This is a genomic window from Vibrio ostreicida (genome assembly GCF_013074385.2).
Lineage (GTDB): Bacteria > Pseudomonadota > Gammaproteobacteria > Enterobacterales > Vibrionaceae > Vibrio > Vibrio ostreicida.
In genome coordinates this window covers 470916-495663 of record NZ_JABEYA020000001.1, presented here as the reverse complement: position 1 = coordinate 495663, position 24748 = coordinate 470916, and the positions used below count along the sequence as shown (strand labels likewise).

The 24748-nt window shown below is 45.4% G+C and carries 21 protein-coding genes; 7 read left to right on the top strand and 14 right to left on the bottom strand.

Going from position 1 to position 24748, the window contains the following annotated elements:
* Nucleotides 1–83 precede the first annotated feature (83 nt).
* The 11 genes from HLM86_RS02250 to HLM86_RS02200 all read right to left on the bottom strand — a co-directional run bounded on the left by HLM86_RS02250 (nucleotide 84) and on the right by HLM86_RS02200 (nucleotide 12141).
* Entirely contained in the window at nucleotides 84–941 is an 858-nt protein-coding gene (locus HLM86_RS02250) for a class I SAM-dependent methyltransferase (RefSeq protein ID WP_170882057.1), read from the bottom strand.
* Nucleotides 942–967: 26 nt separating this feature from the next.
* Nucleotides 968–2302 carry a YcaO-like family protein gene (locus HLM86_RS02245; RefSeq protein WP_170882058.1) on the bottom strand — a complete coding sequence of 445 codons (1335 nt, stop codon included), beginning with the start codon at nucleotides 2300–2302 and terminating at the stop codon, nucleotides 968–970.
* Nucleotides 2303–4447 (bottom strand): hypothetical protein, encoded by a 2145-nt coding sequence (locus HLM86_RS02240; RefSeq protein WP_170882059.1) that lies wholly within the window; start codon nucleotides 4445–4447, stop codon nucleotides 2303–2305.
* Nucleotides 4448–4465: 18 nt separating this feature from the next.
* A complete protein-coding gene (locus tag HLM86_RS02235) occupies nucleotides 4466–5506 on the bottom strand; it encodes an asparagine synthetase A (protein WP_076585082.1) in 1041 nt (346 codons plus the stop codon).
* Between the two features lie 3 nt (nucleotides 5507–5509).
* Complete coding sequence (locus HLM86_RS02230) at nucleotides 5510–6175, bottom strand: TfuA-like protein (protein ID WP_170882060.1); 666 nt, start codon at nucleotides 6173–6175, stop codon at nucleotides 5510–5512.
* Nucleotide 6176: 1 nt separating this feature from the next.
* Complete coding sequence (locus HLM86_RS02225) at nucleotides 6177–6323, bottom strand: hypothetical protein (RefSeq protein WP_170882061.1); 147 nt, start codon at nucleotides 6321–6323, stop codon at nucleotides 6177–6179.
* 18 nt (nucleotides 6324–6341) lie between these two features.
* Nucleotides 6342–6614: a MoaD/ThiS family protein gene (locus tag HLM86_RS02220; RefSeq protein ID WP_076585086.1), complete on the bottom strand. Its 273-nt coding sequence runs from the start codon at nucleotides 6612–6614 to the stop codon at nucleotides 6342–6344.
* A 27-nt stretch (nucleotides 6615–6641) separates the two neighbouring features.
* Nucleotides 6642–7799 (bottom strand): molybdopterin-synthase adenylyltransferase MoeB, encoded by a 1158-nt coding sequence (gene moeB, locus HLM86_RS02215; RefSeq protein ID WP_170882062.1) that lies wholly within the window; start codon nucleotides 7797–7799, stop codon nucleotides 6642–6644.
* A gap of 10 nt (nucleotides 7800–7809) precedes the next feature.
* Complete coding sequence (locus HLM86_RS02210) at nucleotides 7810–8778, bottom strand: S66 peptidase family protein (RefSeq protein ID WP_170882063.1); 969 nt, start codon at nucleotides 8776–8778, stop codon at nucleotides 7810–7812.
* The gene (locus tag HLM86_RS02205; RefSeq protein WP_170882064.1) at nucleotides 8771–10264 is read right to left on the bottom strand and encodes a class I tRNA ligase family protein; all 1494 of its coding nucleotides are present in this window, start codon (nucleotides 10262–10264) and stop codon (nucleotides 8771–8773) included. Before HLM86_RS02205 ends, HLM86_RS02210 begins: the two co-directional genes overlap by 8 nt.
* Nucleotides 10265–11115: 851 nt before the next feature.
* Nucleotides 11116–12141 (bottom strand): S66 family peptidase, encoded by a 1026-nt coding sequence (locus tag HLM86_RS02200; RefSeq protein ID WP_076585094.1) that lies wholly within the window; start codon nucleotides 12139–12141, stop codon nucleotides 11116–11118.
* A 247-nt stretch (nucleotides 12142–12388) separates the two neighbouring features.
* Between HLM86_RS02200 and HLM86_RS02195 the strand changes: the two genes are divergently transcribed.
* Genes HLM86_RS02195 through HLM86_RS02185 form a run of 3 tightly spaced genes read left to right on the top strand, consistent with a single transcriptional unit; the run spans nucleotide 12389 to nucleotide 14654 of the window.
* Nucleotides 12389–13075: a CDP-alcohol phosphatidyltransferase family protein gene (locus tag HLM86_RS02195; RefSeq protein ID WP_170882065.1), complete on the top strand. Its 687-nt coding sequence runs from the start codon at nucleotides 12389–12391 to the stop codon at nucleotides 13073–13075.
* Nucleotides 13068–14000 (top strand): phosphatidate cytidylyltransferase, encoded by a 933-nt coding sequence (locus HLM86_RS02190; protein WP_076585098.1) that lies wholly within the window; start codon nucleotides 13068–13070, stop codon nucleotides 13998–14000. The genes HLM86_RS02195 and HLM86_RS02190 overlap by 8 nt, the downstream gene beginning before the upstream one ends.
* Before the next feature lie 9 nt (nucleotides 14001–14009).
* A complete protein-coding gene (locus HLM86_RS02185; protein WP_170882066.1) occupies nucleotides 14010–14654 on the top strand; it encodes a lysophospholipid acyltransferase family protein in 645 nt (214 codons plus the stop codon).
* 39 nt (nucleotides 14655–14693) lie between these two features.
* Here the strand turns inward: HLM86_RS02185 and HLM86_RS02180 are convergent, their stop codons facing one another.
* The 3 genes from HLM86_RS02180 to HLM86_RS02170 all read right to left on the bottom strand — a co-directional run bounded on the left by HLM86_RS02180 (nucleotide 14694) and on the right by HLM86_RS02170 (nucleotide 18485).
* A complete protein-coding gene (locus tag HLM86_RS02180; protein WP_076585101.1) occupies nucleotides 14694–16859 on the bottom strand; it encodes a S9 family peptidase in 2166 nt (721 codons plus the stop codon).
* A gap of 115 nt (nucleotides 16860–16974) precedes the next feature.
* Nucleotides 16975–17514 (bottom strand): GNAT family N-acetyltransferase, encoded by a 540-nt coding sequence (locus tag HLM86_RS02175; RefSeq protein ID WP_170882067.1) that lies wholly within the window; start codon nucleotides 17512–17514, stop codon nucleotides 16975–16977.
* A 497-nt stretch (nucleotides 17515–18011) separates the two neighbouring features.
* Entirely contained in the window at nucleotides 18012–18485 is a 474-nt protein-coding gene (locus tag HLM86_RS02170) for a hypothetical protein (protein ID WP_076585104.1), read from the bottom strand.
* Nucleotides 18486–19118: 633 nt separating this feature from the next.
* On the opposite strand from HLM86_RS02170, the gene HLM86_RS02165 reads away from it, so the two are divergent.
* The 4 genes from HLM86_RS02165 to HLM86_RS02150 all read left to right on the top strand — a co-directional run bounded on the left by HLM86_RS02165 (nucleotide 19119) and on the right by HLM86_RS02150 (nucleotide 24644).
* Nucleotides 19119–20510 (top strand): phosphatidylserine decarboxylase family protein, encoded by a 1392-nt coding sequence (locus tag HLM86_RS02165; RefSeq protein WP_217702061.1) that lies wholly within the window; start codon nucleotides 19119–19121, stop codon nucleotides 20508–20510.
* 73 nt (nucleotides 20511–20583) lie between these two features.
* Nucleotides 20584–22026: a C69 family dipeptidase gene (locus HLM86_RS02160; protein ID WP_170882068.1), complete on the top strand. Its 1443-nt coding sequence runs from the start codon at nucleotides 20584–20586 to the stop codon at nucleotides 22024–22026.
* On the top strand, nucleotides 22007–23233 hold the full coding sequence (locus tag HLM86_RS02155) for an agmatine deiminase family protein (RefSeq protein ID WP_170882069.1): 1227 nt from the start codon (nucleotides 22007–22009) through the stop codon (nucleotides 23231–23233). The genes HLM86_RS02160 and HLM86_RS02155 overlap by 20 nt, the downstream gene beginning before the upstream one ends.
* A 52-nt stretch (nucleotides 23234–23285) precedes the next feature.
* Complete coding sequence (locus tag HLM86_RS02150) at nucleotides 23286–24644, top strand: agmatine deiminase family protein (protein ID WP_170882070.1); 1359 nt, start codon at nucleotides 23286–23288, stop codon at nucleotides 24642–24644.
* Nucleotides 24645–24748: the final 104 nt, after the last annotated feature.

Genomic DNA, 24748 nt, shown 5'->3' with positions numbered 1-24748 from the left:
GAGTATTTTTACGAGAGTGACATAGCCTCACTGTCATTAGATACTCACTGGTCCATCGGTTTACTCGTCGAGCTATCCACGGATTAACGAAGTGTTGGCTTTACAATCACTGTCGACGTAAACAACTCTTTATCAATTTGCACCGGCTCTTTTCTGAGCAAAATGAGCGTATACCCCATCATCGCTAAGTTCTCTCGGAATAAATGCATGTATGAAGAGTACTTGCTAACAAGAGCTTCTAATGCCGAGGCATTAAGCGATGACAAATGCTCTCGCGTTGTCAGCTCCTCAACATATTGGGCCACTCGTTGCTCTGCAATATTGTCAAACTGATAGTCCTCTGACCAACAGATGTCCAAGGGTTTCATTTGGTAGTAGTTCAAACAATCTTGACGGTAATTAGGGGTAAGATTGACCCCAATCGCCTCACCCACCTGATTAACAAACTCCGTGGTAGGCGTATCGATGTAATACATCGGAATGGCAGCGACGTAACCATTGGGCTTCAAAACACGACAGTACTCACCGATCACTTTTTCTTTGTTATCCATGTACGAAGTGACGTTGCCACAAAACACCATGTCAAACGTTTCATTTTCAAACTCCATCATGGTTGCATCTTGCTTGCTGAAAGTCACCCTGTCCTCGACGCCATAACGTTTCGCTCTCGCCCGAGCTTCACCGAGGCTTTCTTCATTGATATCAATAGCGTCTACCTGACACCCCGTAATTCGCGCCAGCTCAATAGCGGTGAAGCCTGTACTGGTCCCTACTTCAAGGATTCTACTTTGTGGAGAAAGCATGGCACTTTGGGCGAGCCTTTGAATGCTATTCGCCCCTCCGGGTGGCCGATTGGTTTCTCTTACAACGCCAATGAGATCAAAGTACGTCATCGCTTCGATTTCTTCCTTTGTGTACGTCGGTCTATCTGCTGTGATCATGCTGAACCTCTGTGTTATATCATCCATTAAGAAATGAGTGGTTTATCGTAGATTTGGTAATAGTTATCTTTAGCCCGCTGCCCAATACATTCCATTTTGAACGAATATCGTTCAACTCCGGGCACAAGCATCTTGACCACTGGCTGTGGAAAACCAGCTTGATTCAGGTCTACCAGTAATATGTCTTTGAAGCCGGCTTCCGATAACACCGTAATCAGATGGGTCATATCCTCTATGCAATTCTCATATTGCTCCGAGGGAATATCTTGGTAATCAATCACGCGCGAGTCTTTATCAAACCAATACGAGTATTTACGTTTATATTGCTGATAGTGCAATTCGCGCTTTTGCTCAAATTTGGCTAAGTCCTCGCGCGCACCACTTATGGCTCCCAGCCTTGAGGCGACCGCCTCATTGAGTGCCGTCAACAAGGCAATATCTTTATTCAGATTGGCACCATATCCGCCGTTGACAAATAAAGGGTCATACGCTTTTGTATCTTCACAAATCACAGAGAAAACCGGCACAGGTACATCCTTTTGGGTAATATAACGAACAATCACGTCTACCCCATTCTCTGCGAGTTCGGCAATAATCCGTTGGGCATCTGGATTATCAATCGACCGATTGGGGACCACTGGACTCTGTCTAAGGATTTTATTCAGTGCCGCGGCATCTCTTTCAATCACTTCATAGAGGCCATGTATGATGGATTCATGAAAATTGTTGCCAGTTGCAAGCCCCGTAGTGAAATAGCGAAATAGCGCCCTACCTTGTGTTGGTTGATAAGGATAGAAAACCACATTCGCCGTTACATAAGTTGATTCACCGTTCATCAAATTTGTGGCACAAACCCACTCTAGCTCTTCATCTGAGTCAAACATAGAGGATTCAGGGCAATGGAACTGCGCGGGGTGAATCACGTGACCCTGTTGTTTGAGTTTGTTGTAGCTGGTAACGATCAGCTTATGACTGGGATAATTCTGACTTTCGGCACAATAACGCTCAATCCCCTCGGCAATCGCCGACACTTCACATTGAGATTTATTTAAGCCTTTGCCTGAAAAAACAGTAAACGTATCCTCGTCGTCCATTGCCAAAGGGCGTACACATTGAAACACAGGCACACAAGACTTATCGAGTTCGGTAATATCCGCCACACGTGTGATACCCGCCAAGGACATAAATGGATTAAGTCGCTCAATGGTTTGGTCAAAAGTGAACGTACGATAATGCAAACTGGGCGCGCATTTTTTTCCATTCTCTTCCATAAGTGGTGGAAAGTTATTCAAAATATCTTGCGCCTCAATGGAGGCTTTTTGGTATACCGCCTGCTTCGTCATCGTCATCGTCATCGTCATTTACTCCGTTAGATAAATGGTTCTGCGTATTAACGCAACTTCGTCTTCTAACAACACCAGCACATTGAGCGTATGTAAACCGCATACATAATGGGCAGGCAGAGAAATATGGGGTAAGCCCACATGATAGTTGTGGCTGTGCTTGTCTAAGGTCGTGTGCATTTTAGACATCGCAAGTTCGCCCTTTCCACCCTTAATAAAAGGCTCTATCACTGCCAAACACGTCAGTGAGGTTTTGTCTGATTTAGCCTGTTCAAATTCAAGCGCCAGAGACAGCTCATAAGGGCTCTGAATCGAACAATGACTCTCTCCATTGACTTGCGCTGAAGAAAAATGTCCGACGGCATCCAATACCGTCGCGCAATTGGGGCATTCATGGAGAACACGTGCCTGACTGGATTCATTAGCTAAATGCATTGGATTGACCGATAACGTCCCCTCACAGTAAGGACACGTGCTGGTCTTCGACCTAAGATCAGCAGGCACATAGACCTTATCGGTTTGAAGACGAAGGTATCCTCCTAGATGATGCAGCATCGCTAAATAGAACTCGCACCAAGCAGAATGAAAGTTGTCTAACATCTTACCCGTATAATGCTCAATCGCCTTTACGTCGCTCGCATTTTTCTTTTGTGACGATATAGAACGGGCCGCTAAACACTTCGCCGCTCCCCAATACGTTTCCGTCGCTTGCTGTAACGCGACGCTTGAAGTGCTAATTTCTCTGACCGCGATACCGCGGCTCAACTGACTGACCGCACGACTATAGTCAAGGTAAGCGGTCGAAAACGAGTGGGCTGTGTATGGCCTATCTTTGTCTTGATCGACCTGAAGCACTTCTTTGACCAGATCAACGGCCCTATCCAGATCTTTCTTATTGGCGGAGCCAGCCTTAACATACTCAGGGTCGCCAAAAACCATGAGAGCAGACAGCACATCTTTATAAGAGGCGTAATGGTTCCGATTGAACGTCGCAACAATTTCACCCACCCGCTCTCCCGATTCATAGGCCTGCAAAAAATGCACTGGAGCTTGGGGGTCAAGTTTGATCGTTGTGTAGGTCGTGATCAAGACCGATGTATAAGGCGACAAAGCGAATTGAGCTGCCAAAGTATAACGGGTGTCGTACACACCACCGGATAACACCGCTCCCCAACAGGTATAACTCATGACAAGTGACGCAGGCAATTCAACAGGGGACAAAGGCACGACACCCGGTTTTTCTCGGTTGCACAGCGCGCTCTTGAAACAAGGATGAACGGCACTCGCTGCTGAGTCCACTTCACGATGTTTTTTTGCGCACAGGACCGTCTGTCCAAGCGACATGTTGACACCATTGGAATGTGGCATTGTAATCAGTGCCTGTGAAGGCTGTTGCAACCATTCTGATGTGTTGGCATCTCCGTAACCTGTGGAAAGACGATATTGCCCCACTTCCACCGATGGCTTGCGCGCTGACAATGGCAATAAGGTATGAACCGCTCTGTTGGTGGGGGGTTCACAAGACATCGCCACCACCATCTTCAATCGCATTAACTCGCGCTGCTCTTTACCAAATGGGTACGCGTACCCTATCAGACATTCTGGTGCACCTTGCGCCTTGGCGGCCATCATTCGATGCAAATGTTCAATTGAAAAGGTATCATTTGGAAACATCAAAAGGCTGCTCGCTGACGACATTTGACAGAACCAATCATCATTAAGGTCATCATAATCCGGTACATGAAAGACCGCTCGATGAGTCAGCAAAGCGTATTTGAGCGCAGACCGAAGCCCATCTTGACCAACACCCACGCACACCTGTCGATCCGCGCTGACCGTCCCTGCATTCGGTTTCTGTTCAAAGGCCATCTCATAAGCCTGCAGCAATTGGGCATCTTGTGTCACTCCATCCAATTGTTCAGCTCTCTCCTTTAACCACTTAGGCGCGAGATCCGAATCGAGAAAAGACGCCACCGTCATTTGAGTGAAATCCGTTCCGATAAAATTTAGATGTTTTTGCAAGAGTACCTGTATTTGCTCTCCGATGACTGGCACCACCAATACGGTCGACTGTGACTGGTGAAACAGGCCTGCAATCAGGTATGACAGGCCAACTTCAGTCGGATATTCAGCCGTGAGAACAATTGCCGTTTTTCGGGCCATATCGCTAAGCTCCGTCGACTAAGGCAAGAAATTCACTTGGTTGAACCTTGGAACCAGCTGACAGTCACGAATATCATTGTGATTCAACAACCACAGAATGAATCGTTCAACACCCATACCAAATCCACTCGTTTGTAGGGGTTTAACTTTGCGCATTTCCAAGTACCATTCGTAGTCCTGTGCCACAACTTCACGGCGTGCCATTGCGTTTTGCACATCTTCAACAGCATCGTGGCGTTGGCCACACCCAACCGTCTCACCGATCCCCATCAAAAGGTCCGCTGACAATGAATACTCGTCGTCCACATCGTCAGCCTGATAGAAGGGCACAGACAACGCTGGCATATGCGTTACCCAAACAGGGCCTTTGAACATCTGGATAAGTTGCCGCTCACCGGCATTCGTCAACAGGTAGAAACCGGCCTCATGCTTTTCTACGTATTCATCGTCGTAGCCTAGCTCGCGTATTGCATCGGAAAAACGGATGGTGGGAATATTTTTGGAAAGAGCAATAAAGTGATCCAAGTGACTAGTATCAAAGCCATTTTCCTGACCAAACTTTTTAATCATTGGGCTGATATGTTGGACAAGGTAATGCAGATAAGCGTTGACCAAGCCCATAACATCAGCAAGTGAACCACAGATTTCAGCTTCTGAATGATAAAATTGGCATAGGTGGCGTTTATCTGCGTCTTCGCCTCGGAAAGAAGGCATCATATAAAAAACGCCGTTAGGACAATAGCGCAGAGCATATTCCAACATAAACTGCATAGAATCAGCAAGATAGGTCGGCTGACCTGCAATTTCTACCTCGACTGGAAGAGAATCACTTCCAAGCCCCATTGGACTCGAAATCGAGCCGGTTGTAATGGGTAACATCACACTCGTCATGTTTTGTTGACGGTAAAAATCGTGGGTTAAGAAATTCAGCTCAGATTGTATTTCTAACAATTGTTTATACCAACGCTGATCAAAAGCTTCAAGGTAATGAGTCTGCGGGCATTTCCACGTTTGGGGCGGCTGGTTATTGTCTTCCGGTTGGCGATTACGTACTAACATATATTATCCTAGCTGTTTAATGAAAGTTGATTCATTATTGATAATCGCAATCAATTGCAGTGCATCTTGTCTTTTGAGATCCAATGCCAACTGATTGTCCTTAATAAACTGCTTCAATGACGTTATTTCGTGCCTATCACAATGAGGGGCCGCTAATGTGATCACGTGCTCATAAGTCAACTCGCTAAAGTGAATACCTTTTGCCAATCTAATGAGCTGGGCCCTCTGTCTATGGTTAATTACGCCCGCCTTTTCCGCTTGCGCAAAGCCATACTTTATGTTGACCAAAGGGGTCGTTATATTGTCGAAACTGATCGGATCGTAAGTCAACGCCACATCGGCATCCGATTGATATTCCCCTGACCGGTAATGCTCAAATATCTTACCGACGCCGGTCATCCCAATCGGTGCACATTCCGCGGCTCGCAGTGCACCCATACTGGAAGATCCATATATCCTGACACCTTTCTTTAGTGCTCTGGCAATTTCACGAGCGGTAATCGCGAGCGTATTTTGAAAGACACCATCGATGATACAAACCGGGCTATCAGACGCTGAAATGTCTTCTAGATCCCCTCTTTCAATTGGCGGCCTGATTTCTATCCCTGCGTTTGCCCAGTTTGCGACTTCGCCATTGGGTAAACTCGGTCCAATAAAAATAATGGCCATATCATTGCCAAAATAAGGCGGTCTCAGGTCCACTTTCTAAGGGAGAGAAATCGTCATCCTGACTTTCCACTTCCTTAGCGTCTTCTTCCTTCAACAGTGCCTGTTCCTCAGGCTCTGGTTGGTCGGGTTTATCCTGGTTATCACTCATTACTGTTTCCTCACTCCATTATCCACCGACCACAGCGGGCACCAAAAGTAACTCTGATTCACTCTGTATTTCTGTGTCCAGATACTCGGCCTCACGGATGTCAGTTTCATCAATAAAAATGTTAAGGTAGCCTTTCAACTGTTGGTTTTTCCCAAAAATGACAGATTGTAAATCCGGATAGAGTGAAACCAGCTGTTCTAGTGCAGTGAGTACCGTTGCTCCAGAAACTTCAATCTTCGACCGATCTTGGGTGTACTTTTGCATGGTTGTTGGTATACAAATGATTGCCATAATTTAGGCACCCTCTCTTGATTAAATTTAATAAGAGTTGAGAGATGGATCGATGTCCTCCACCCATTTCAACACACCCCCTTTCAACGAATATATCTCCTTGAAATCTCTGAGTTCTTGAAGCCGAGTTATGGCTTTTTCACTCCTAGCGCCCGCTTTGCAATAGACAACTAAAGGCACTTGTGGATCAAACATACACAAGTCGGAGGCCGTCATCGCTTCGAGCTGTTGCAGCGGAATGTGTTTACCGCCGATATGGACAATGTCTCTCTCGTAGTCTTGCCTCACATCCAGCAACTGCAGGGGTTCTTGCTTGTCCAAACGTTCCTGCAAAGCCAACACAGACAACACGGAGACGCGTTCATCCTCAGTCTTGGCCTGACAACTCACCTCTATCGCATGGAGTTCTGTTATCGTGGGCTTCTCGCTACATATCGGACAAGATGGGTCCTTGACCAGATTGACTTTCTTGAAATCAAGGTCAAGCGCATTGTAGAGAATCAATTGCCGTGATAACGATTGACCAATACCGCAAATAATTTTAATTGTTTCAGTGGCTTGCAAGCTGCCAATGATCGCTGGCAAAACACCAAGAACCCCACCTTCAGAACAATTGGGGACCAGTTCGGCAGGCGGTGGCTCCGGAAATAAGCATCGATAGCATGCCCCTCTCTGACCCTCACTCAGTAAAGCGTTCATGACCGCCACTTGCCCTTCAAAACGAAACACCGAGCCATAAATATAGGGCTTTCCAAGTAACACGCAGGCATCGTTAACCAAGTAGCGAGAAGTAAAGTTGTCTGTTCCGTCCACAACAACGTCGTAGGGGCCAATCATTTCTAAGGCATTGTCTTGATCAATAGCGGTGTTGTATTCATGGACAGTAATATACGGGTTTAATGCCGTGAGCCGCTGCTTAGCGATCGACGACTTGCTCTCCCCCACACAGCCCATATCAAAAAGAATTTGCCGCTGTAGGTTGGTTTCATCAACGGTATCAAAGTCAACAAGCCCGATGGTACCGATACCGGAAGCCGCCAAGTAGAGGAGTATCGGGCTACCCAATCCCCCCGTCCCTACAACCAGAACCTTGGCATTTTTTAATTTTTCTTGCCCCGCTAACCCAACTTCAGGGAGCACTAGATGCCGACTGTATCGTGTCAATTCTTCTCGAGTTAATGCCATGGTGTTAACCTCATATCAACGGTGAAAATTGGAGCGTACAAGCGAAATCTTCCACTGACATCGAGACCTCTCGCCCAATAGGCAAAGACAAAATAGGGTCGACATGAGAAGCACTCACATTCATCCATACTGGAATCATGTCATCGGGCATCACCCGTTCAATTATCTCGGTCACTTTCTGAGGTGAAGCCAACGGAGCACCTTGGTTAGATTGCCCAATCAGCATACCTTTGATCACAGATAACACGCCCATCTGTTGTAACTGAGTTAACTCACGTTCGAATTTGCCTACTTTCTCATCTGCACACGACTCTATCAGCAAGAGCTTGCCTTTCATGTCTGGAAAATACGAGGTCCCAACTAAGCTTAAAAGGGTCTCAAGATTGCCGCCCATCAATATGCCCGACGCACTGCCCGATCTGACCACTTCCCAATCAGGGTGAGGATAAGTGTCACGAGGCCCAAACCCTGATTTGAGATACCATAAATCAGCAGCAGCAAGCCTTGGCTGACGGAGTTTAATCCGCCCTGCACTTGACAAAAGTTGAGTAAAACTCTCCATGACCTCAGGGAAAATATTCGGATCACAAAAACTAGACAAGCCCGGCCCGTGAATAGATGCCACCCCTGTTTGACTGTAAACCCCAACCATTAAAGAGGTGATATCGCTAAAACCGATAATCGGTTTATTTGCCGAACGTATTAATTCATAGTCCAGATACGGCAATAATTGATTCGAATTATACCCACCAAAAATGGCCATCAGCGCTATCACTTTCGGGTCGCGTAACCCTTGATGAATATCTTCCACCCGCTGCTCGATGCTGCCTGCGGTATGGCCACTATGTTCGAAAGCGTTTACCGCGTATTGCACCTCAAAACCTAAAGCCTTGAGTTTCTGTTCACCGATCTCAAGCATACTTTTGGGAAGTTCATGCATCGGGTTGGCAGGTGCAATGATGTGAATAGTATTAGTCAATTTTTTCCCACCTCGCCGTTGTCTTGTTCAGCAATAAGCCGACACAATCATCATGTGGACGCAATCGCGATAAATCGAGCTCAGCAATAATATTAAAATCCTGTACACGCGTTGGGCATATTGGTGCCAGTAAAAATAGCGCCTTAATAAAGAGTTCACCGAGTAAACCTAAAGACTCCATTGTTGGCGTTCGGTAAATAGCCAAGTCTTCGATCACTGACCCACAAGCCTTAATATAAGACTGAATATGTAAGAGTACTGAACGTACCTGCATTTGCGACAGCGCTATTTCGATCTGTGGCCAATGATTGTCCCATGGCGTGTTAGCCAGTTCGTTGGGTAACACTCGCTCTAGGTGGTTTTTCTGAAAAATAGAAATACAACGCCGAAAGAAAGACCCAAATTGATTACAAAATATTTGGTTGATCGTATTAGTGAAATCTTGTTTCGTAAAATAATAGTCAGATAATGAATCCGGCGTCCGGTAGGCCAGATAAAAGCGCAGATAGTCTTTATCATATTGTGATGTCAAGGTTTCAATATTGACTAATGCATCATCTGTTTTTTCCATATCCAAAAAACCACGAGCCGATATTTGCAATTCACAATCTTTTCGATCACTGCCGTGGTGCAATAAATAAGGCCAAACTACACCATGATAGTAAATAATATTTTTTCCAATAAAGTGTTTAAATGTAAACGACTTATTGCTGCCTTCACATTCAGCAAGATATAAGTAACCAATGAGTGACTCATACCATAGATATAAACTTTGCTCGTCAGAAAAAGGTAACTTGGTGCCCATGTAGTTATCACGACTAATATTCCAGTCCGCCAATCCCTCAGCGACAACGGATTTTAATTGCGTGCTGACTTGCAGATTTTTCTGCTGTTCAATACTGTCCAAAATAGTCGCAAGACCTTGCTGTAAATCAAGAAACCAATGCAGCTTACTGTCTTTGATAACGTTTTCACTTTCACAAAAACGACACTGCAGGTTTCCATCACTCAACTCATCGTACGCGATCTTTTCTTTTCCGGTTGCGGACGTTTCTTTAACCGCTAAACGATAGCGCCTCGGCAGAACCTCACCGCAGTCGCCACACATATAATCGTCGGCTTCACGCTGCGTTATTGCTCCATCCGCTTTCAGCTTGTTGAGCGATTGATACACCAGTTTTTGCAAGGCTTTGGCATCTGTTCGGCCATAGTGGGTGAACTCTATCCCCAGCATTCGAAACTCGTTCAAATAACGATGATGCCAGCTTTGCATTGACTCATCACGGGTTGTTTGACCTTGAGAAAGTTCCTTTTGAGCCCAAAGGCCATGAACATCTGTTGCAGAAACAAAAATACTATTACCGCCTTTCAGACATTCAAAACGATGGATAATATCCGCGGGTAAGTAAGTACTCGCAAAATGAGCAATGCACAACTCAGCAGGAATGAAAGGGAAGGCAGCGGTAACAACGGTTTTTTTATTCATGCGAGTAAATTTCCCAGTAATTGCGATACGAAAAATAGCGTACCAGCATTCTGCTTCTAACAAGGATTTCACGACTGAAAGTTTAATAAACCGAATTGATTTACATGGTTTTATTTTCCGCACATTAAAACAACGGAAGGAAACATGGATTTTTACAAAACTGTTAATTTTATAAATAATAAAGATGGAAGTGAGTTAATTTTACAAACTCATTTTATTAACAAAATAGAACTCACAAAGTGTTAAAAATTGCACGTGAGTCACGTTAAGCCCATCTTATTAGAATTCATAATAATGATAAACTTGTTATCAACATATAAAAACAAAAGACAACCATGCTTTTCTCATTATGTTTTTTAATGAGGAATGGGGTGAAGATGATATGAAATACCCCATTTCTTAAAAATAAAAACTTCGAGAAATCAATTTACTAAACTTGGTTCATATGAGTAACGTATTCTTTATTCTGTGCCTAGTATAGACCTCTGTCTCTTTTTTGATGATACGATCACAAAATAAGATGGGTGCTGGCATGCGATAGATTCGTTACTTCACAGTTAACCGTTGCTGCATTGATTGTTTATCATTATTCAAACTGAGCGGGTCAGGATAATACTTTTTCGTCAATGCGTCCTTTATTGCGCTGGATCAAAAACTCACGCCTTACACAAAGAAAAATAGATTTATTTCACTGCCTATTGGAAGACGTGTTTTGATCTCAACAGAAAGCCATTGATGAATTGGCAATACTCAACCATCAGAAAAGTGGCATACAGCCATAACGTGAACTCAGGTTTATTTTTGTTAAAAATAACAATAGACACCGCTAGCATAAAAAGCCAACTGAAAACCTAGCATAACCGCTGATGGATGCGCCCGGAATGGCCCATCACATTCACTTGCGCCAAAGCACCGTTAATCAGTGTCAAGTTAGGAGGCAGATGTCCAATATCCATATCATAAATAACAGGTATCGCTAGGTCCTGAGTCACCTCCGTCAACACATCATTAGTGGAGAGCCCATGATCCGACAAGTTTCGCGCCGCACTTCGGCCTATCAGCACACCATTGCAACGTTCAAACACCCCTTTGTACTTCAAACTTTGTAATGCTCGCTTATAGCTGGTTGGGGACATTTCAACATTTTCCAAGTATATAATCAGCCCATCCTTTTTGAACATTTCAGACAAACGGTGGAGATCAAAATACTCGGTTCCAATCAGGTGCATCATGGTATCAAAGCATCCCCCAACCAAGCGCCCACGACACTGAGTTGCCATATTTCCAGACAGCTTCCAAGCTGTCGGCTCGGTCAAATTAAAGGTAAAGTTAGAGTCCTCAGCCATCGCGTCACCCTCAATTTGGTAATGACGGGACGACGTTTGTTCAAACTCACTGCCAACCCCCTGTCTCAACCAGTTTAACGTGTGCTTGGTCAGCGTATCTGCCTGATTTGGATGAAGCTCCATTAAATTAGGGCCATGGCACGAAGCCCAATCGAGTTTGGACAGCAACGCCGTAGACAGGGTACTGACATCAGAATAGCCCATCACCCACTTCGGCTGAACGGCCTGCAACACCTGATAGTCGAGCAATGGCAAAATATCCATTGCAAATTCCCCTCCCCAAGGAGGGACAACCGCAGCGATCGAATCATCACATAAGAAGTGCATTAACTCGGCGGCTCGTTGTGAAGCACTTGCGCTCACATGGTGTTTATTACGACGTAAGCACTGGCCTTCTATCACTCGAAAACCCTGACTTTTTAAATTGGCTATGACGATGTCTAAACGCTTATGCCACTTATCTGGAACACCCGCAGAAAATGCGGTAATCGCAATTTTGCTGCCTGTCATTAATGGAAGAGGATACTTCATCGGATGCCTTTAAACCTCGTGGGCCAAGCTAATGCCCAAACACATTGCAGCATTTAACTTAATGAAAAACATATAGTTATATCGTATCCGCTTTGGTTTTACAAACCACAATCTAGGATCACTCAACCCCTCTCTATTTTGACTCACATATCACCTAATCGCAGTATCGCTCCGAGTAATATTGTGGTTTCATTGGTTTCCAAACCGCTTATAATGCAGTCAAATTAACATTAGGAACTCGGTAAATATGGTCGACCAACACAAGTCAAACCGCCGTCCACTTGCGGTACGTAATAGTGCCATCACCAAACATATTGCCCGCTGGCTGAGCCAAAAAAATCTTGCGCCCAATCACATTTCTATAATGAGTATCGCTTTCGCCGCTCTGGGGTTGGCCTTTGCGGTGGTGTATCACTTGTGGCCGGCTCCCATTTGGTTACTCTTTTTCGCTGCAACCATTCAACTGCGTTTATTGTGCAATCTTTTTGATGGTATGGTTGCGGTAGAAGGTGGCAAGAAAACCCCAGCTGGCGAACTGTTCAATGATGTACCTGATAGGATTGCCGACCCATTGCTGATCATGGCTGGCGGTCTGGTGACTGGCTCAGACTTTGGTCTGTCACTCGCTTGGATAGCAGCCCTACTGTCTGTATTCACCGCATATATTCGGGTATTGGGTGTCAGCATGCGGTGTCAGGCTGATTTTCGTGGTCCGATGGCAAAACAACATCGTATGGCCCTGTTGACCCTCACTTTATTACTCATGGCATTCAACCAATGGTTTACACTGCTGCCTAACATGAGCCTCTATTTAATGGATATCGCCCTCGTCATCATGATTGTGGGCTGCGCACTCACCAGCTGGCGTCGACTCACCTTTATCTCTACAAGTTGCGAGAAGCAAGCCAGCGCAAGTGAGACATCTGATGAATAGTATTCCCATTCATTCCCTGATTTTAATGGCTGCGATCATCCTATTGCTTGTGATGAGCACTGTGATTTATCTCTATTTGTCACGCCGCCACTCTGACAAAGACTACCTAGAATTAAAACTGCGCATTCGTTCTTGGTGGTGGATGATTGGTATCATTTTTGTCGTGCTATATTTACCCACTCACTACACGCTCATTTTTGTTGCCTTCCTGAGCTTTATGGCCCTCAAAGAGTTTCTCTCCATTGTTCCCACTCGCATGGCTGACCGCCGAGTGATCTTCTGGGCATATCTCTCTATTCCTTTCCAGTACTATTGGCTATCGCTAGGCTGGTATGGCATGTACATCATCTTTATTCCGGTTTACATGTTCCTCTATCTGCCCATGGTGGCGGTACTGATCGGTGAGACCAAAGGATTTATTCGCTCTGCAGGGATCATTCATTGGGCATTGATGCTCACGGTATTTTGCGTCAGTCATATGGCCTATCTCCTGGTGTTACCAAGCCAAAACCCAGAAGCTGGCTCAATGGGTATGCTGCTGTTCTTATTGGTTTTCACGCAGTTTAACGATGTCTGTCAGTACGTGTGGGGCAAGAGCTTTGGCAAACACAAAATAGTGCCCAAGGTGAGCCCAAATAAAACATGGCAAGGCTTTATTGGTGGCGCCACCACCATCACCATCGCCAGTTATTTTGTTGCCCCCTATCTGACTCCGCTCTCCTCTGAAGAGGGGCTAGTCGCAGGGTTGATCATTGCGTGCAGTGGTTTTATCGGCGACTTAGTGATTTCCTCTGTCAAACGTGATTTACAAATCAAAGACACCAGTCAGTTTATTCCCGGCCATGGTGGTATTCTTGATCGAATCGACAGCCTGATGTTCACTGCGCCGCTATTTTTTCACTACATCTACTACCTATATTACTAAGAGGACGAGATGAGAATATTGAAAGTGCTCTTCGTTGTGTTGTTAGTCAAACCCCTAGTATTTATTGGTCTGGGCCTAAATATCATTAACCGGCAAAACCTGCCACTCAAAGGCCCCATGGTGGTGGCGGCTAACCACAATAGCCACCTCGATACTCTGGTGCTGCTGGCATTATTCCCAATGAGCATGGTTCACAAAGTACGCCCAGTCGCCGCGGCCGATTATTTTTTCAAAAATAAGCTCTCAGCATGGCTGTCACTGACTATCTTGGGGATCATTCCGATTCACCGTAAGCCGACCAAAAGCAACCGCAACACGGTGTTTGAAGAATGTCATAAAGCACTGAATAAGGGAGATATTCTTATTATCTTCCCTGAAGGCAGCCGAGGTAAACCGGAAGCAATGAGCGGCTTAAAAAAAGGCATCTATCATCTCACCAACGAACATAATCACTGCCCAGTGATCCCAGTGGTCATGCGCGGTTTAGGCCGTGCTCTACCCAAAGGAACCGCCATGTTTGTGCCGTTTAACTGTGATGTGGTCTTGGGTGAACCCATTGCTGAGTTTGACGATGCGGATGATTTTCTAAATACGATGCGGGCCAGTTATCAACAACTGGCTCAAGCGTGTATCGTGACACAATACGAAGAGTAGGCACAAACCTGCCCGTCACGCACGGGCAGGTTGAGCGCTCTATTTTGTCTCAAGCAAGTCAAGGAAAAACGCATACTCTAACGCGTCTTCTTTCAAACGCTTAAAGCGACCAGACGCTCCGCCATGACCAGCTTCCATATCCGTTTTGAACACAAGAACATTCGTGTCTGTCTTCATTTCTCTTAGCTTGGCAACCCACTTCATCGGTTCAAAGTACTGGACCTGAGAGTCGTGTAAACCTGTCGTCACCAGCATATTAGGATAAGACTGTCCTTTGACATTATCGTATGGAGAATAGCTCAGCATATACTCATAGTACGACTTGTCATTGGGGTTGCCCCATTCATCGTACTCATTCGTCGTCAATGGAATCGACTCATCCAGCATCGTGGTCACCACATCAACGAAAGGAACGTGTGCCCCAATCCCCCGATACAATTGCGGTGCTTGGTTGATGACTGCCCCCATCAGCAGCCCGCCCGCCGAACCACCCACCGCAAAAACTTTGTCTTCTGCCCCGTAGCCTTCCTGTGTAAGGCTTTTGGTGACATCAATAAAGTCGTTGAATGTATTTTGTTTGGTCAGCTTCTTGCCATCTTCATACCAAGGACGCCCCAGCATTTCAGATCCACGAATGTGGGCAATCGCATAGACAAAACCGCGATCCAATAAGCTGAGACGCGCCGAGCGGAACGTTGGCTCAATGGTATGACCATAGGAACCATAACCGTATTGGTATATCGGATTGGTGCCATCTTTCTTAAATTTATCTTTACGGTATACCAGTGATACCGGCACAACCTGACCATCACGCGCGGTGATCATAATACGCTCTGACTGGTAGTTATCCGCCTCAAAGTCACCAAGCACTGGGGTTTGCTTCAACATTTGCGCCTCACCCGAACTGAGGTCAAAATCATAATAGGTCCCCGGTGTGGTCAAGCTGCTGTAGTAAAAACGCACGTTCGGGTTATCCAGCTCATTATTTCCAGTCAAGTAAGCGGCGAATGCCGTATCATTGAACTGCAATGGAAACTCTTTACCGCTAGAAAGCTGACGAACCTTAAGCGTGGACAGACCATGAGTCCGCTGCTCATAGACAAGGTGATCGTCAAACAAAGTGAAATCCACAAGCTGGCTGTCGTCATCAGGGGCAATCACATCTTGCCACTTGGAACGATCATGTACCTCATCTTTACGTACTTTCATTAGACGAAAGTTGACCGCCTGATAATTCGTATACACAAAGTACCAGTCGTTGAGTTTAGCGATACTGTATTCAATACCGTCTTCACGTGGGTAAAATGGCTTTGCTGTCGCATTAGGATCACTAGCATCAATCACAGAAACACTGCTGGTTTCGGTACTCGAATGAGAGATATAAACCTGCTGTCCATCTTTACTCTTACTTAGAGAGGTATAATAAGCGCTATCACTCTCTTCATAGATCAGCTCATCACGGCTTTGTGGCGTGCCCAACACGTGTCGATAGACTTGATAGCCCAACAGTGTTTGGGGATCTTTCTTAATGTAATAGAAGGCCTGATTGTCGTTTTGCCACGCAATTTCGCTCGACGCCCCTTCTATGTGATCATTGAAGTACTCACCGGACGTCAGATCTTTAATCTTAATGGTGTAAACACGACGGCTCAATGTGTCTTCACCATAAGCCAGCTTGTTTTCATCTGGGCTCACATACAGACCGCCGATACTAAAAAACTCATGTTCCGCAGCCAGTTGATTTGTATCCAGAATCACCGTTTTGTCCGAGCCGGCGAAATCTTTACTACGAAGATGCACTTCGTACTCATTATCACCGGTCACTTCATTCGAATAGTAGTAGCTGCCTTTGCGCACGGGGACAGAGTGATCATCCTTCGCGACTCGCCCTTTAATTTCTGCAAACAATTGGCTCTGAAGAGATTCAGTATGTTTAAGCACGGATTCCGCATACTGATTTTCTTTTTCGAGATGTTGCAAGATCTCCGGCGATTTACGTTCGTCATCTCGCATCCAATAATAATTATCGATTCGAGTATCACCGTGAGTTTTCATGGCATGGGGAACTTTTTTGGCCACTGGCGATTGAGTTTGCTGGGCCACGAGTTGTATTTGAGAGGGGTGAGTCACAGTTTGAACTCCTTGATTGCTGCATCCAGCGATAAGGGCGACCGATACGGCCACCGCAGTTAGAGTGAAACGCATCGATTAGTCCTTACATTGCGTTAATCCGAAAGCGCATCGCTTCTGAGGTAGAAATCTTGACTCAAACCTTAGAAGCGAAATGATAAAAACCATTATTTAACAATGAATTACGATATCAGACATGGATTTCATCGTCAAATGATGTGCTCGGATTGACGCCGTCAGTTCTCGCATCGAAACGGATAAAGTTCATCAATAAATCCACATCATGCTCTTGGGATAATCGGTAGTTATCTCCCACAATATTAGACACAGAAGATCTCCAGAAGCACAGTGCCCCTGTATTTTCAAGCAGGACCCTTATTTGCCACTTCCCTGGAAATTTCTTTACAATATGGGCCAGTGTTTGCTTTCCAACCCCCTGACCTTTGTACTTTCGCACAACAAAAAATTGCGCAATATCATACGTTGATCGATCACAGGGGTCATCGCGGATAATAACAAACCCCGCCAGTTCTGCATTAACATAAATAAAGTAAGGCTGATGGTCATTGCTTTCCCAATACGGGTCTAACATCCCAGCGTTATAACCAAACTTGCCCTGTTCATCTGGGTTCCAACCCATGAACTCTGACATGTCATAGTTATAGTAAAAAAAGAGGTTCTCAAGCACATGTCGAGATTCTCTCGTTATATCAATCAATTTAATTTCCATATTTATCTCACTCCCTTGGGCTCACAACGTTTATATAAACGTACCCTGAACTGTAAAAATTTAATGCGCTCCATACACGATAAAAAATGCGCGGCTTATTCCCCAAGTGAAATAAATATTATTATTTTTCCCTTTACTTACAATAACTAAAGTAGTAAATACTGTCTACCCATTAACACACTCAAACTCACTATAAGGGTTCACATGTTTAAAAAGTTACTTTTATCGCTCATTATTTTTTCATCGTCAGCCAGTGCTTATACGCTTTGTCCAGACGGAGAGTTCCCCTTCTGTGACGGCGCCGGGATTTGCATTTGCTCGCCACTTTAAGCGTTTAAATTACAATGGTGTTTGGCCTTAGGCCAAACACCATTGCTTATTCAAAAGGCATTGATCGACTGCTTTAAGAAGCAACGTCTTAATAAACTGAGCGGCAGGACCACACATCAAGACATCGTCTTTTTCAACATTGGCGGTCAAGGCAACAACGAGGACAATTATCGTTTATCGGGCGGCTGGAAAGACTGTTTCATATTAAACAGAGACAAAGCGGTGCTGTATTCTGGTCCATGGTTTACTGTCGCTTTGCTGTTGGTCGACATTACCCCTTGCCAAATCATATCGTGACGAAGATCCAAAGTCACTTTACGTGCCAAGAAAATATGTTCTGGTTTGACAATCTTGCACGCTATTTCCATCTGTGTGTAGGCATTTTTAAGCGCCGAACGATTGCCCGCTTTAATCAGCGCATCGACCACATCAATACTCTTATCATCAGCAAACATGGCGTATACATACCCTTCATACAGGGCGGCATAATTCATCGCGACGGTAATGTCTTTTGACGTAGAAATACCGCCTATCATTTGACCCCCTTTCTGAATCTGAATACCGCCACCAAAGCGGGGCTTAAAACCAACCGTAAATATTTCATTCGGTGGGCGGGTGTCTGCTCGGTAAACTAAACGCATAGACTCTTCTTATCGTTAGAAAAATCATTAAGTTACCATATCATCAGTTCAAGTCAAAATACCTCAGTTTTCCACCATAAACCGTATGAAAAACCCTTTATCCCACCCACCTTCCATCACCGATGATACTGAAGTGATACTGTGCGCTGATCCCCTATCTCTATAGTGGATTCATCACGGTTGAAACAACGGGATAGGAAATATCATGGACTCTCAAATCCGCTTTGATGGCGATCTAATACAACCCGTATTCAGCGAACAGAGCTTGGCTTGGTTTGGCAACGCATTCCAAACTCCGGAATAGGTGTATTCAACATCAAGCTCCTCTCTTTCTCGGTGGGAAATAGCCTCTAACATTGGGATTTTTTTGGATAATACGTTCAAAAAATAACGACATTACCAGTATTAAATACCAATTATTTTTATATAAATAGTATATGAATCTAAAAAAATGCTTGATGGTCACAGTATTCCCTTAACAGGTTGCAAGCGCTTTAGGCGAGGTCTGACTTGCATCACTGTTATTGATCAAATTTAAACCAAGATTGATATGCATCAATGTTTGCATTTGACCTCCCGTTTAACGGAACTAGGTTTACGTATGTTTCACCTATCACGCACAAGGATGAGAAAATGAATGTTCTAAATAAAGCGCTTTTACACGACGACTATTGCTGGTTATCGATCAACAAAGAATCCGCCGCCCGATTCATGGATATGCTGCGCGAACGCATCGATACCAAACGTATTAAGAATGGGTTTCCTCTGCTGAGTGACTCACTATGTCTGCACCACAAAGAGAGAGAACATCTGTCTCCGGTCATGCAGGAATTTCGTAACCTGATAGACAATAATTCCACTCTGCGCATGGGGCTGACCAAAATGATCGATCAGGTCCCCGGTTACTACAAAGACCCTGATGCTCAGGGTTTTTATTTACGCAGTATCGATGAAATGATCCTGCTGGTCGATCACATCATCACCAGTACCGCACCAGAGTACAACGAGACAGATTTGGTTGGATTCCCGATCAATAGCATTCTCAACTGGACAATGGGTGTTCCTGCTGGCGGCGAAGTGTTCCGCAATCCAGATCTCAACAGCATGTTTGAGAAAGTCCTCAACACTTGGGCTGAATTTTTAAACTCAAGACAATCGCTGTATGTTTTTGACTATTCGAATCAAACCAATAAAAGCGGTGGATGGCGCAGTCCATCGGCCTTAGAGCAGCTTAACATGGAGCAATATTTGGATGCTCCTCAACTGGACGCGTTCCTTAATTCGACAAACCCCGTCACGGATGCTCATTTCCCTTACCAATCATGGAACGATTTTTTCACTCGTCGATTCAAAAATGCCGCGCAAAGACCGATATCTCAAGACCTTGGTATCGTCAGTGCCTGTGACTCAAAAATTTACAACATTGAACATGACGTCAAGCTTGAAAACTGGTTCTGGGTGAAAGCGCAACCCTACTCTCTGCGCGATATGCTGGCCAACCAAGATCTTCCTCTGGCGACGGGCGCAGAAAAAATTCGACAAGATAAGCAGCACTTCGACACTTATGTTCAACCCTTTGTTGGCGGCACCGTGTATCAAGCATTTTTGTCGGCAACCAAGTATCACCGTTGGCATAGTCCGGTGTCAGGTGTCATTAAAAAGAAGTATGTCAAAAATGGAACCTATTATTCTGCGGCCCTTGCTGAAGGCATGGATCCGGCGAGCCCAGACGAGTCACAAGGCTACATCGCGCATACCGCAGCCAGAGCGATGATTTTCATTGAGTCTGATGACCCAAAAATCGGACTCATGTGCTTGATGACCATTGGTATGGCAGAGGTGTCATCCAACATCATCACGGTCGAAGAAGATCAGCGAGTGACTAAGGGCGATCAGATAGGTTTCTTCCAATACGGTGGATCAAGTCACTGCCTTGTATTCCAAAAAGACGTGATTAAGGCCTTTGATTTCAGCGTGGGCGATGAGGTCGAAATGGGCCAATTGATCGCCACGGTAAACCACTAACCCGTGTTGATAAATTCAGCGGGAGTCGTCCGGACTCTCGCTCATTGATAACGCCGAATGAAAGGGCTACATCATGTGTACGAGTGTCATTATCGGAAGAAAAGCCACCCGTCGTGGCGTTTCTATCCTTGCCCGAAACGAAGATTTCGAGACAAACATTTGTAACAAATACCTCAAATACCGCCATACGCCGCAATACATAGACGCAGACAATGGAGAGTACGATACACATTGTGTCTCCGAGGGCATCTGGACGTTGGGTAACGGTTTAGCCGTTCCTGTACCCAACACCGCCTACCGTTACAGCGCGATGCCAGACGCCAACGCTTTTCAGGAAGCAACATGTGCCATCGGTGACCACTTTTATTTTGAAGAGAGAGGCGTCAATGAAAACAATGTCGCTCTCTCTGCCACAAATTCGCTGGAGGATCCGAATGAGAAGGCCTTAGCCGCCGACCCATTTGTCATCGTTGGGGTCAGTGAAAGTATTATCCCAACGTTGATTTTGCCTCAAGCCACGTCTGCGAAAAACGCCGTGACTTTGTTAGGAAAATACGTGGAACAATATGGTGCCAGTGAAGGCAATGGTGTTTTGTTTGGTGATCTTAACGAGTCTTGGTATATGGAGATTGGCTCTGGTCATCACTGGATCGCGGTCAGAGTACCAGACGAGCAGTATGTGGTTATCGCAAATGGCAAGCGGATTCATGGCGTCAGTCTGAACTCACCAGAGACACTTTGTTCTGACGGACTGTTTTCTTTTACCCAAACACATTCTCTCTTAGATGACCCCGTTGAAACGGATTTCAATTTCGCCAAAGCTTTTGGTCAGCCGGGTATTCCATACAATATCGATAGAGTCTGGCTGGGCCAGTTACACCTAACTCCTTCTTTAAAACAGGCACCGAGACTTGAACACTATCCGCTTTTTCTAAAGCCTGACGTTTTAGTGACCGAACACGATGTCATGACCTTGCTCAGAGCGAACTATGATGGGACCGCTCTTGAAGGGCTTGCCCAGCGGCCAATAGGGGTGATTCGCACGGCAGAGAGTCACCTCATAGTATTCGATAGCACTTTGCCAGCACCACTGCGTTGCGTGATCTGGCAATCAGTCAGCTCGCCATTGAACGCCCCTTACTTTCCACTGTTTGAATCCTTCGAGGCTTATCCAAACGCCTATCAGCTTGGCAACAAAACGTATGTCAGCCAATCCGCTTACTGGGCCTTTAAAGGGCTATCAGCACTGGCGAGTGTCAATGGCAATGTCAGCAGTAAAGACATCAACGCACAGTGGTATGGGCTAGAGCAACAGTTCTTAAACGAGCACTCAACCTTTGTTGATGGTTTGCGGCGACAGTTTGACATCTCTCCTGACACCGCCATGCAGTCAGCAGCAAACTACAGCCTAGGTGTCAGCACGATGTTAATTGAAAAGGCGCACTCTTTGTACAACGAGACGCTCACAGAGATGGTAAATAAAATGGAGGATCCACATGAAATTAGAAAGCAATAGCTTCACATTTAGGGGAGAGTTCGAGCCTCAATCCGCCATATGGCTTGGTTGGCCGGTCTATGATGTCAAAGCAGGTTTATCGACCGTGCCCCTTTATCTGGAGATTATCAAAACCTTGGTAACCCATGTAGACGTGAACCTTGCGGTTCAAGACCTTGAGGAAAAGAAACGCGTTACAGACACCTTAGTCGAAGCGGGGATTGACCTTGCGCGTATTACCTTATTGTGTCTTCCCCACAATGATATTTGGTTCCGAGATATGGGGCCTATCTTTCTTTCCAATCAACACAAACAAATGCTCGTCAATGGCTTTGGGTTTAATGGGTGGAGCTATGAAAGTGAGCACAGTACAGACATTATTCTCGATCAAAATGTTGCCCGTGCAGCCTCTGAGCAATGCCGTTTAGAGTTCCGCAAAACGGACCTCATCAGTGAAGGAGGTAACCGAGAGTTCAATGGTCAAGGCGTTATGGTTGCCACGTTAGCGGTGGAGCAACAAAGAAATCCGGGAATGCCTCTGGCGGACATTGAACATGCCCTTATTCACGCGTTTAATCTTGAAAAAATCATCTGGCTTGATCAGGGCCTCTATGAAGATGAGTCTGCATTCAACGCATTATTGCCCGGCCCAGATGGCGTGAACAATGTCATGACGTGCATGACCACTGGCGGACACATTGATGAATTTTGCCGATTCGTTTCGGCTGATACTCTCTTACTTGCCGAAGTCTCAGAGTATGAAGTCGCGACCAACCCAATCGCCAGAGAGAACCATAGAAGGTTAGAAAAAAACCTAAAAATTCTTCAACAAAGCACCGACCAAAATGGGGCACCATTTCATATCATTAGAATGCCGATGCCTGAGCACATGTACCTGTCATTGAAGCCCGGTGACGGTGTTTATGACTTTTATTATCGGAAATATAGTGAAGGCTTTATCTGTCCAATAGGCACAGAAATCAACGCCATCGCCGCAGCCAGCTACTGCAATTTTCTCATCACTAACAACATGATTTTGGCACCAAAATATTGGAAGCCGGGCTTGTCTGAAACCATACGTCAGAAAGATTTAGAAGCCCACAGGGTGTTACAGAGCGCCTTCCCAGATCGTGAAATTCACCATTTTGATGTTCGACCATTGAACATCGGAGGGGGTGGCATTCATTGCATCACACAACAACAACCATTCCCATTAGAACAACAGTAACCAGAAAAGATAGAACGATAACGTCAGTAAACCGGTGATCCTTGGAGGATATATGTATAGAAAACAGGAACAACTCAAATTTGGTGCTCACTTACAAGCGTTGACAAAAAATGGCACTCTGCACAGCAAAATTTACAAGACGGACACCCCTTCCCCGGTGCGAGCCGTCGCTGAATATGAAGACATGGGCGGTGTTTTAATTGCCTACCCCGGAACCCAATCGCCCAAACACATTCAGCAGGCGCCGACCGGCCACAGAGAATTTGGTATACCTAATGAGCTGATTGTGCGCATGCAGCAGGCTGAGACCAAAGAACCCGTTAACCTATTCATTCTGTGCGCTGAAGAAAATCTCTATGACACAGTGCTGGATGAACTGCAACGCACCGCCTCAGAATTAGCGATCCCATTCAGTAAAGAACGGGTCCACTTTGTAGCCTGGAACACCGACACTTATTGGACTCGCGACTATGCCCCTTGGTGGACCTACAATAAAACGGACAAAACCTATGCCATCGCTAAGCATCAATACACTTCTTTAGGAGGGGGTTCAGTCGGGCTAGTGGAGGGCGCCGAAAATGTCACCGCTCAAGAAGGTCATGGTATTTTTCGCCCGAATGATGATTATGCAGCGGTTTACTTCTCTGACTATTTAAACGCCCCTATTCGCAAGTGGAACCTTGCTGAGTGGCCTGACAACGAAAACGGGCCAGTCACCCATTCTGAAATAAACGTGCATAACTGGTACAACCTTGGCCTGCTTGAAGTGGGCGGTAACTATATGGTCAATAGCTCGGGCACCTTGGCGTCGACTTACTTGGTGGCCAAACAAAATGAACTGCCTCTTGCAAATGGCAACCCTGAAAATCCTGATACCGAAGAAATTGATGTACGTATGCAGTACATTCTTAATCAATTCAATCGGTTTATGGGGATTGATAAGTACATGGCGCTCGTTGACCCGTCGGGTACCTACATTGGCCACATCGACTGCTGGAGCAAATTTTTGTCTGAAGATACCGTGCTATTGGCTAGGTCTGACGACCCTAAAACCAACAAAGGCTATGATCAGTTGGAAAAACTTTACATTGATAACGGATTTAGAGTGTTCAGAGTGCTGTGCCAAAACATCTACGTCCCTCAAGCAGATCAGCCAGCAACAACGGCCGCTTATACCAACAGCCTGATCTTAAACAAATGTGTCTACGTTCCACTGGCGGGAGGTCAATATCATGATCAAGATCAACAGGCGTTGGCCATCTATCAAGAAGCCATGCCAAATCACACAATCATTGGTATTCAAGGTAAGCCTGAAACGCCATGGTTAGGAACAGATGCTCTGCATTGTCGTACGCACGGTATTCCTAGAACTGTGGTCAATAATTGGCTCAAAAGTCAGTTCAAAGACTGACTCTGATCCGTGCGGAAGCCTTCCGCACTTTACCTAACTTATTGTCATGCCTCTCTCAACCATGAAAGGTCACTGGGGGCATGACTGATAAGTCCCACCTCTGA

Bases quoted from the DNA above. Each gene is read 5' to 3' on its own strand.
- HLM86_RS02250 (WP_170882057.1), bottom strand. From the start codon at position 941: ATGATCACAGCAGATAGACCGACGTACACAAAGGAAGAAATCGAAGCG.
- HLM86_RS02245 (WP_170882058.1), bottom strand. From the start codon at position 2,302: ATGACGATGACGATGACGATGACGAAGCAGGCGGTATACCAAAAAGCC.
- HLM86_RS02240 (WP_170882059.1), bottom strand. From the start codon at position 4,447: ATGGCCCGAAAAACGGCAATTGTTCTCACGGCTGAATATCCGACTGAA.
- HLM86_RS02235 (WP_076585082.1), bottom strand. From the start codon at position 5,506: ATGTTAGTACGTAATCGCCAACCGGAAGACAATAACCAGCCGCCCCAA.
- HLM86_RS02230 (WP_170882060.1), bottom strand. From the start codon at position 6,175: ATGGCCATTATTTTTATTGGACCGAGTTTACCCAATGGCGAAGTCGCA.
- HLM86_RS02225 (WP_170882061.1), bottom strand. From the start codon at position 6,323: ATGAGTGATAACCAGGATAAACCCGACCAACCAGAGCCTGAGGAACAG.
- HLM86_RS02220 (WP_076585086.1), bottom strand. From the start codon at position 6,614: ATGGCAATCATTTGTATACCAACAACCATGCAAAAGTACACCCAAGAT.
- moeB (WP_170882062.1), bottom strand. From the start codon at position 7,799: ATGGCATTAACTCGAGAAGAATTGACACGATACAGTCGGCATCTAGTG.
- HLM86_RS02205 (WP_170882064.1), bottom strand. From the start codon at position 10,264: ATGAATAAAAAAACCGTTGTTACCGCTGCCTTCCCTTTCATTCCTGCT.
- HLM86_RS02200 (WP_076585094.1), bottom strand. From the start codon at position 12,141: ATGAAGTATCCTCTTCCATTAATGACAGGCAGCAAAATTGCGATTACC.
- HLM86_RS02195 (WP_170882065.1), top strand. From the start codon at position 12,389: ATGGTCGACCAACACAAGTCAAACCGCCGTCCACTTGCGGTACGTAAT.
- HLM86_RS02190 (WP_076585098.1), top strand. From the start codon at position 13,068: ATGAATAGTATTCCCATTCATTCCCTGATTTTAATGGCTGCGATCATC.
- HLM86_RS02185 (WP_170882066.1), top strand. From the start codon at position 14,010: ATGAGAATATTGAAAGTGCTCTTCGTTGTGTTGTTAGTCAAACCCCTA.
- HLM86_RS02180 (WP_076585101.1), bottom strand. From the start codon at position 16,859: ATGCGTTTCACTCTAACTGCGGTGGCCGTATCGGTCGCCCTTATCGCT.
- HLM86_RS02175 (WP_170882067.1), bottom strand. From the start codon at position 17,514: ATGGAAATTAAATTGATTGATATAACGAGAGAATCTCGACATGTGCTT.
- HLM86_RS02170 (WP_076585104.1), bottom strand. From the start codon at position 18,485: ATGCGTTTAGTTTACCGAGCAGACACCCGCCCACCGAATGAAATATTT.
- HLM86_RS02165 (WP_217702061.1), top strand. From the start codon at position 19,119: ATGAATGTTCTAAATAAAGCGCTTTTACACGACGACTATTGCTGGTTA.
- HLM86_RS02160 (WP_170882068.1), top strand. From the start codon at position 20,584: ATGTGTACGAGTGTCATTATCGGAAGAAAAGCCACCCGTCGTGGCGTT.
- HLM86_RS02155 (WP_170882069.1), top strand. From the start codon at position 22,007: ATGAAATTAGAAAGCAATAGCTTCACATTTAGGGGAGAGTTCGAGCCT.
- HLM86_RS02150 (WP_170882070.1), top strand. From the start codon at position 23,286: ATGTATAGAAAACAGGAACAACTCAAATTTGGTGCTCACTTACAAGCG.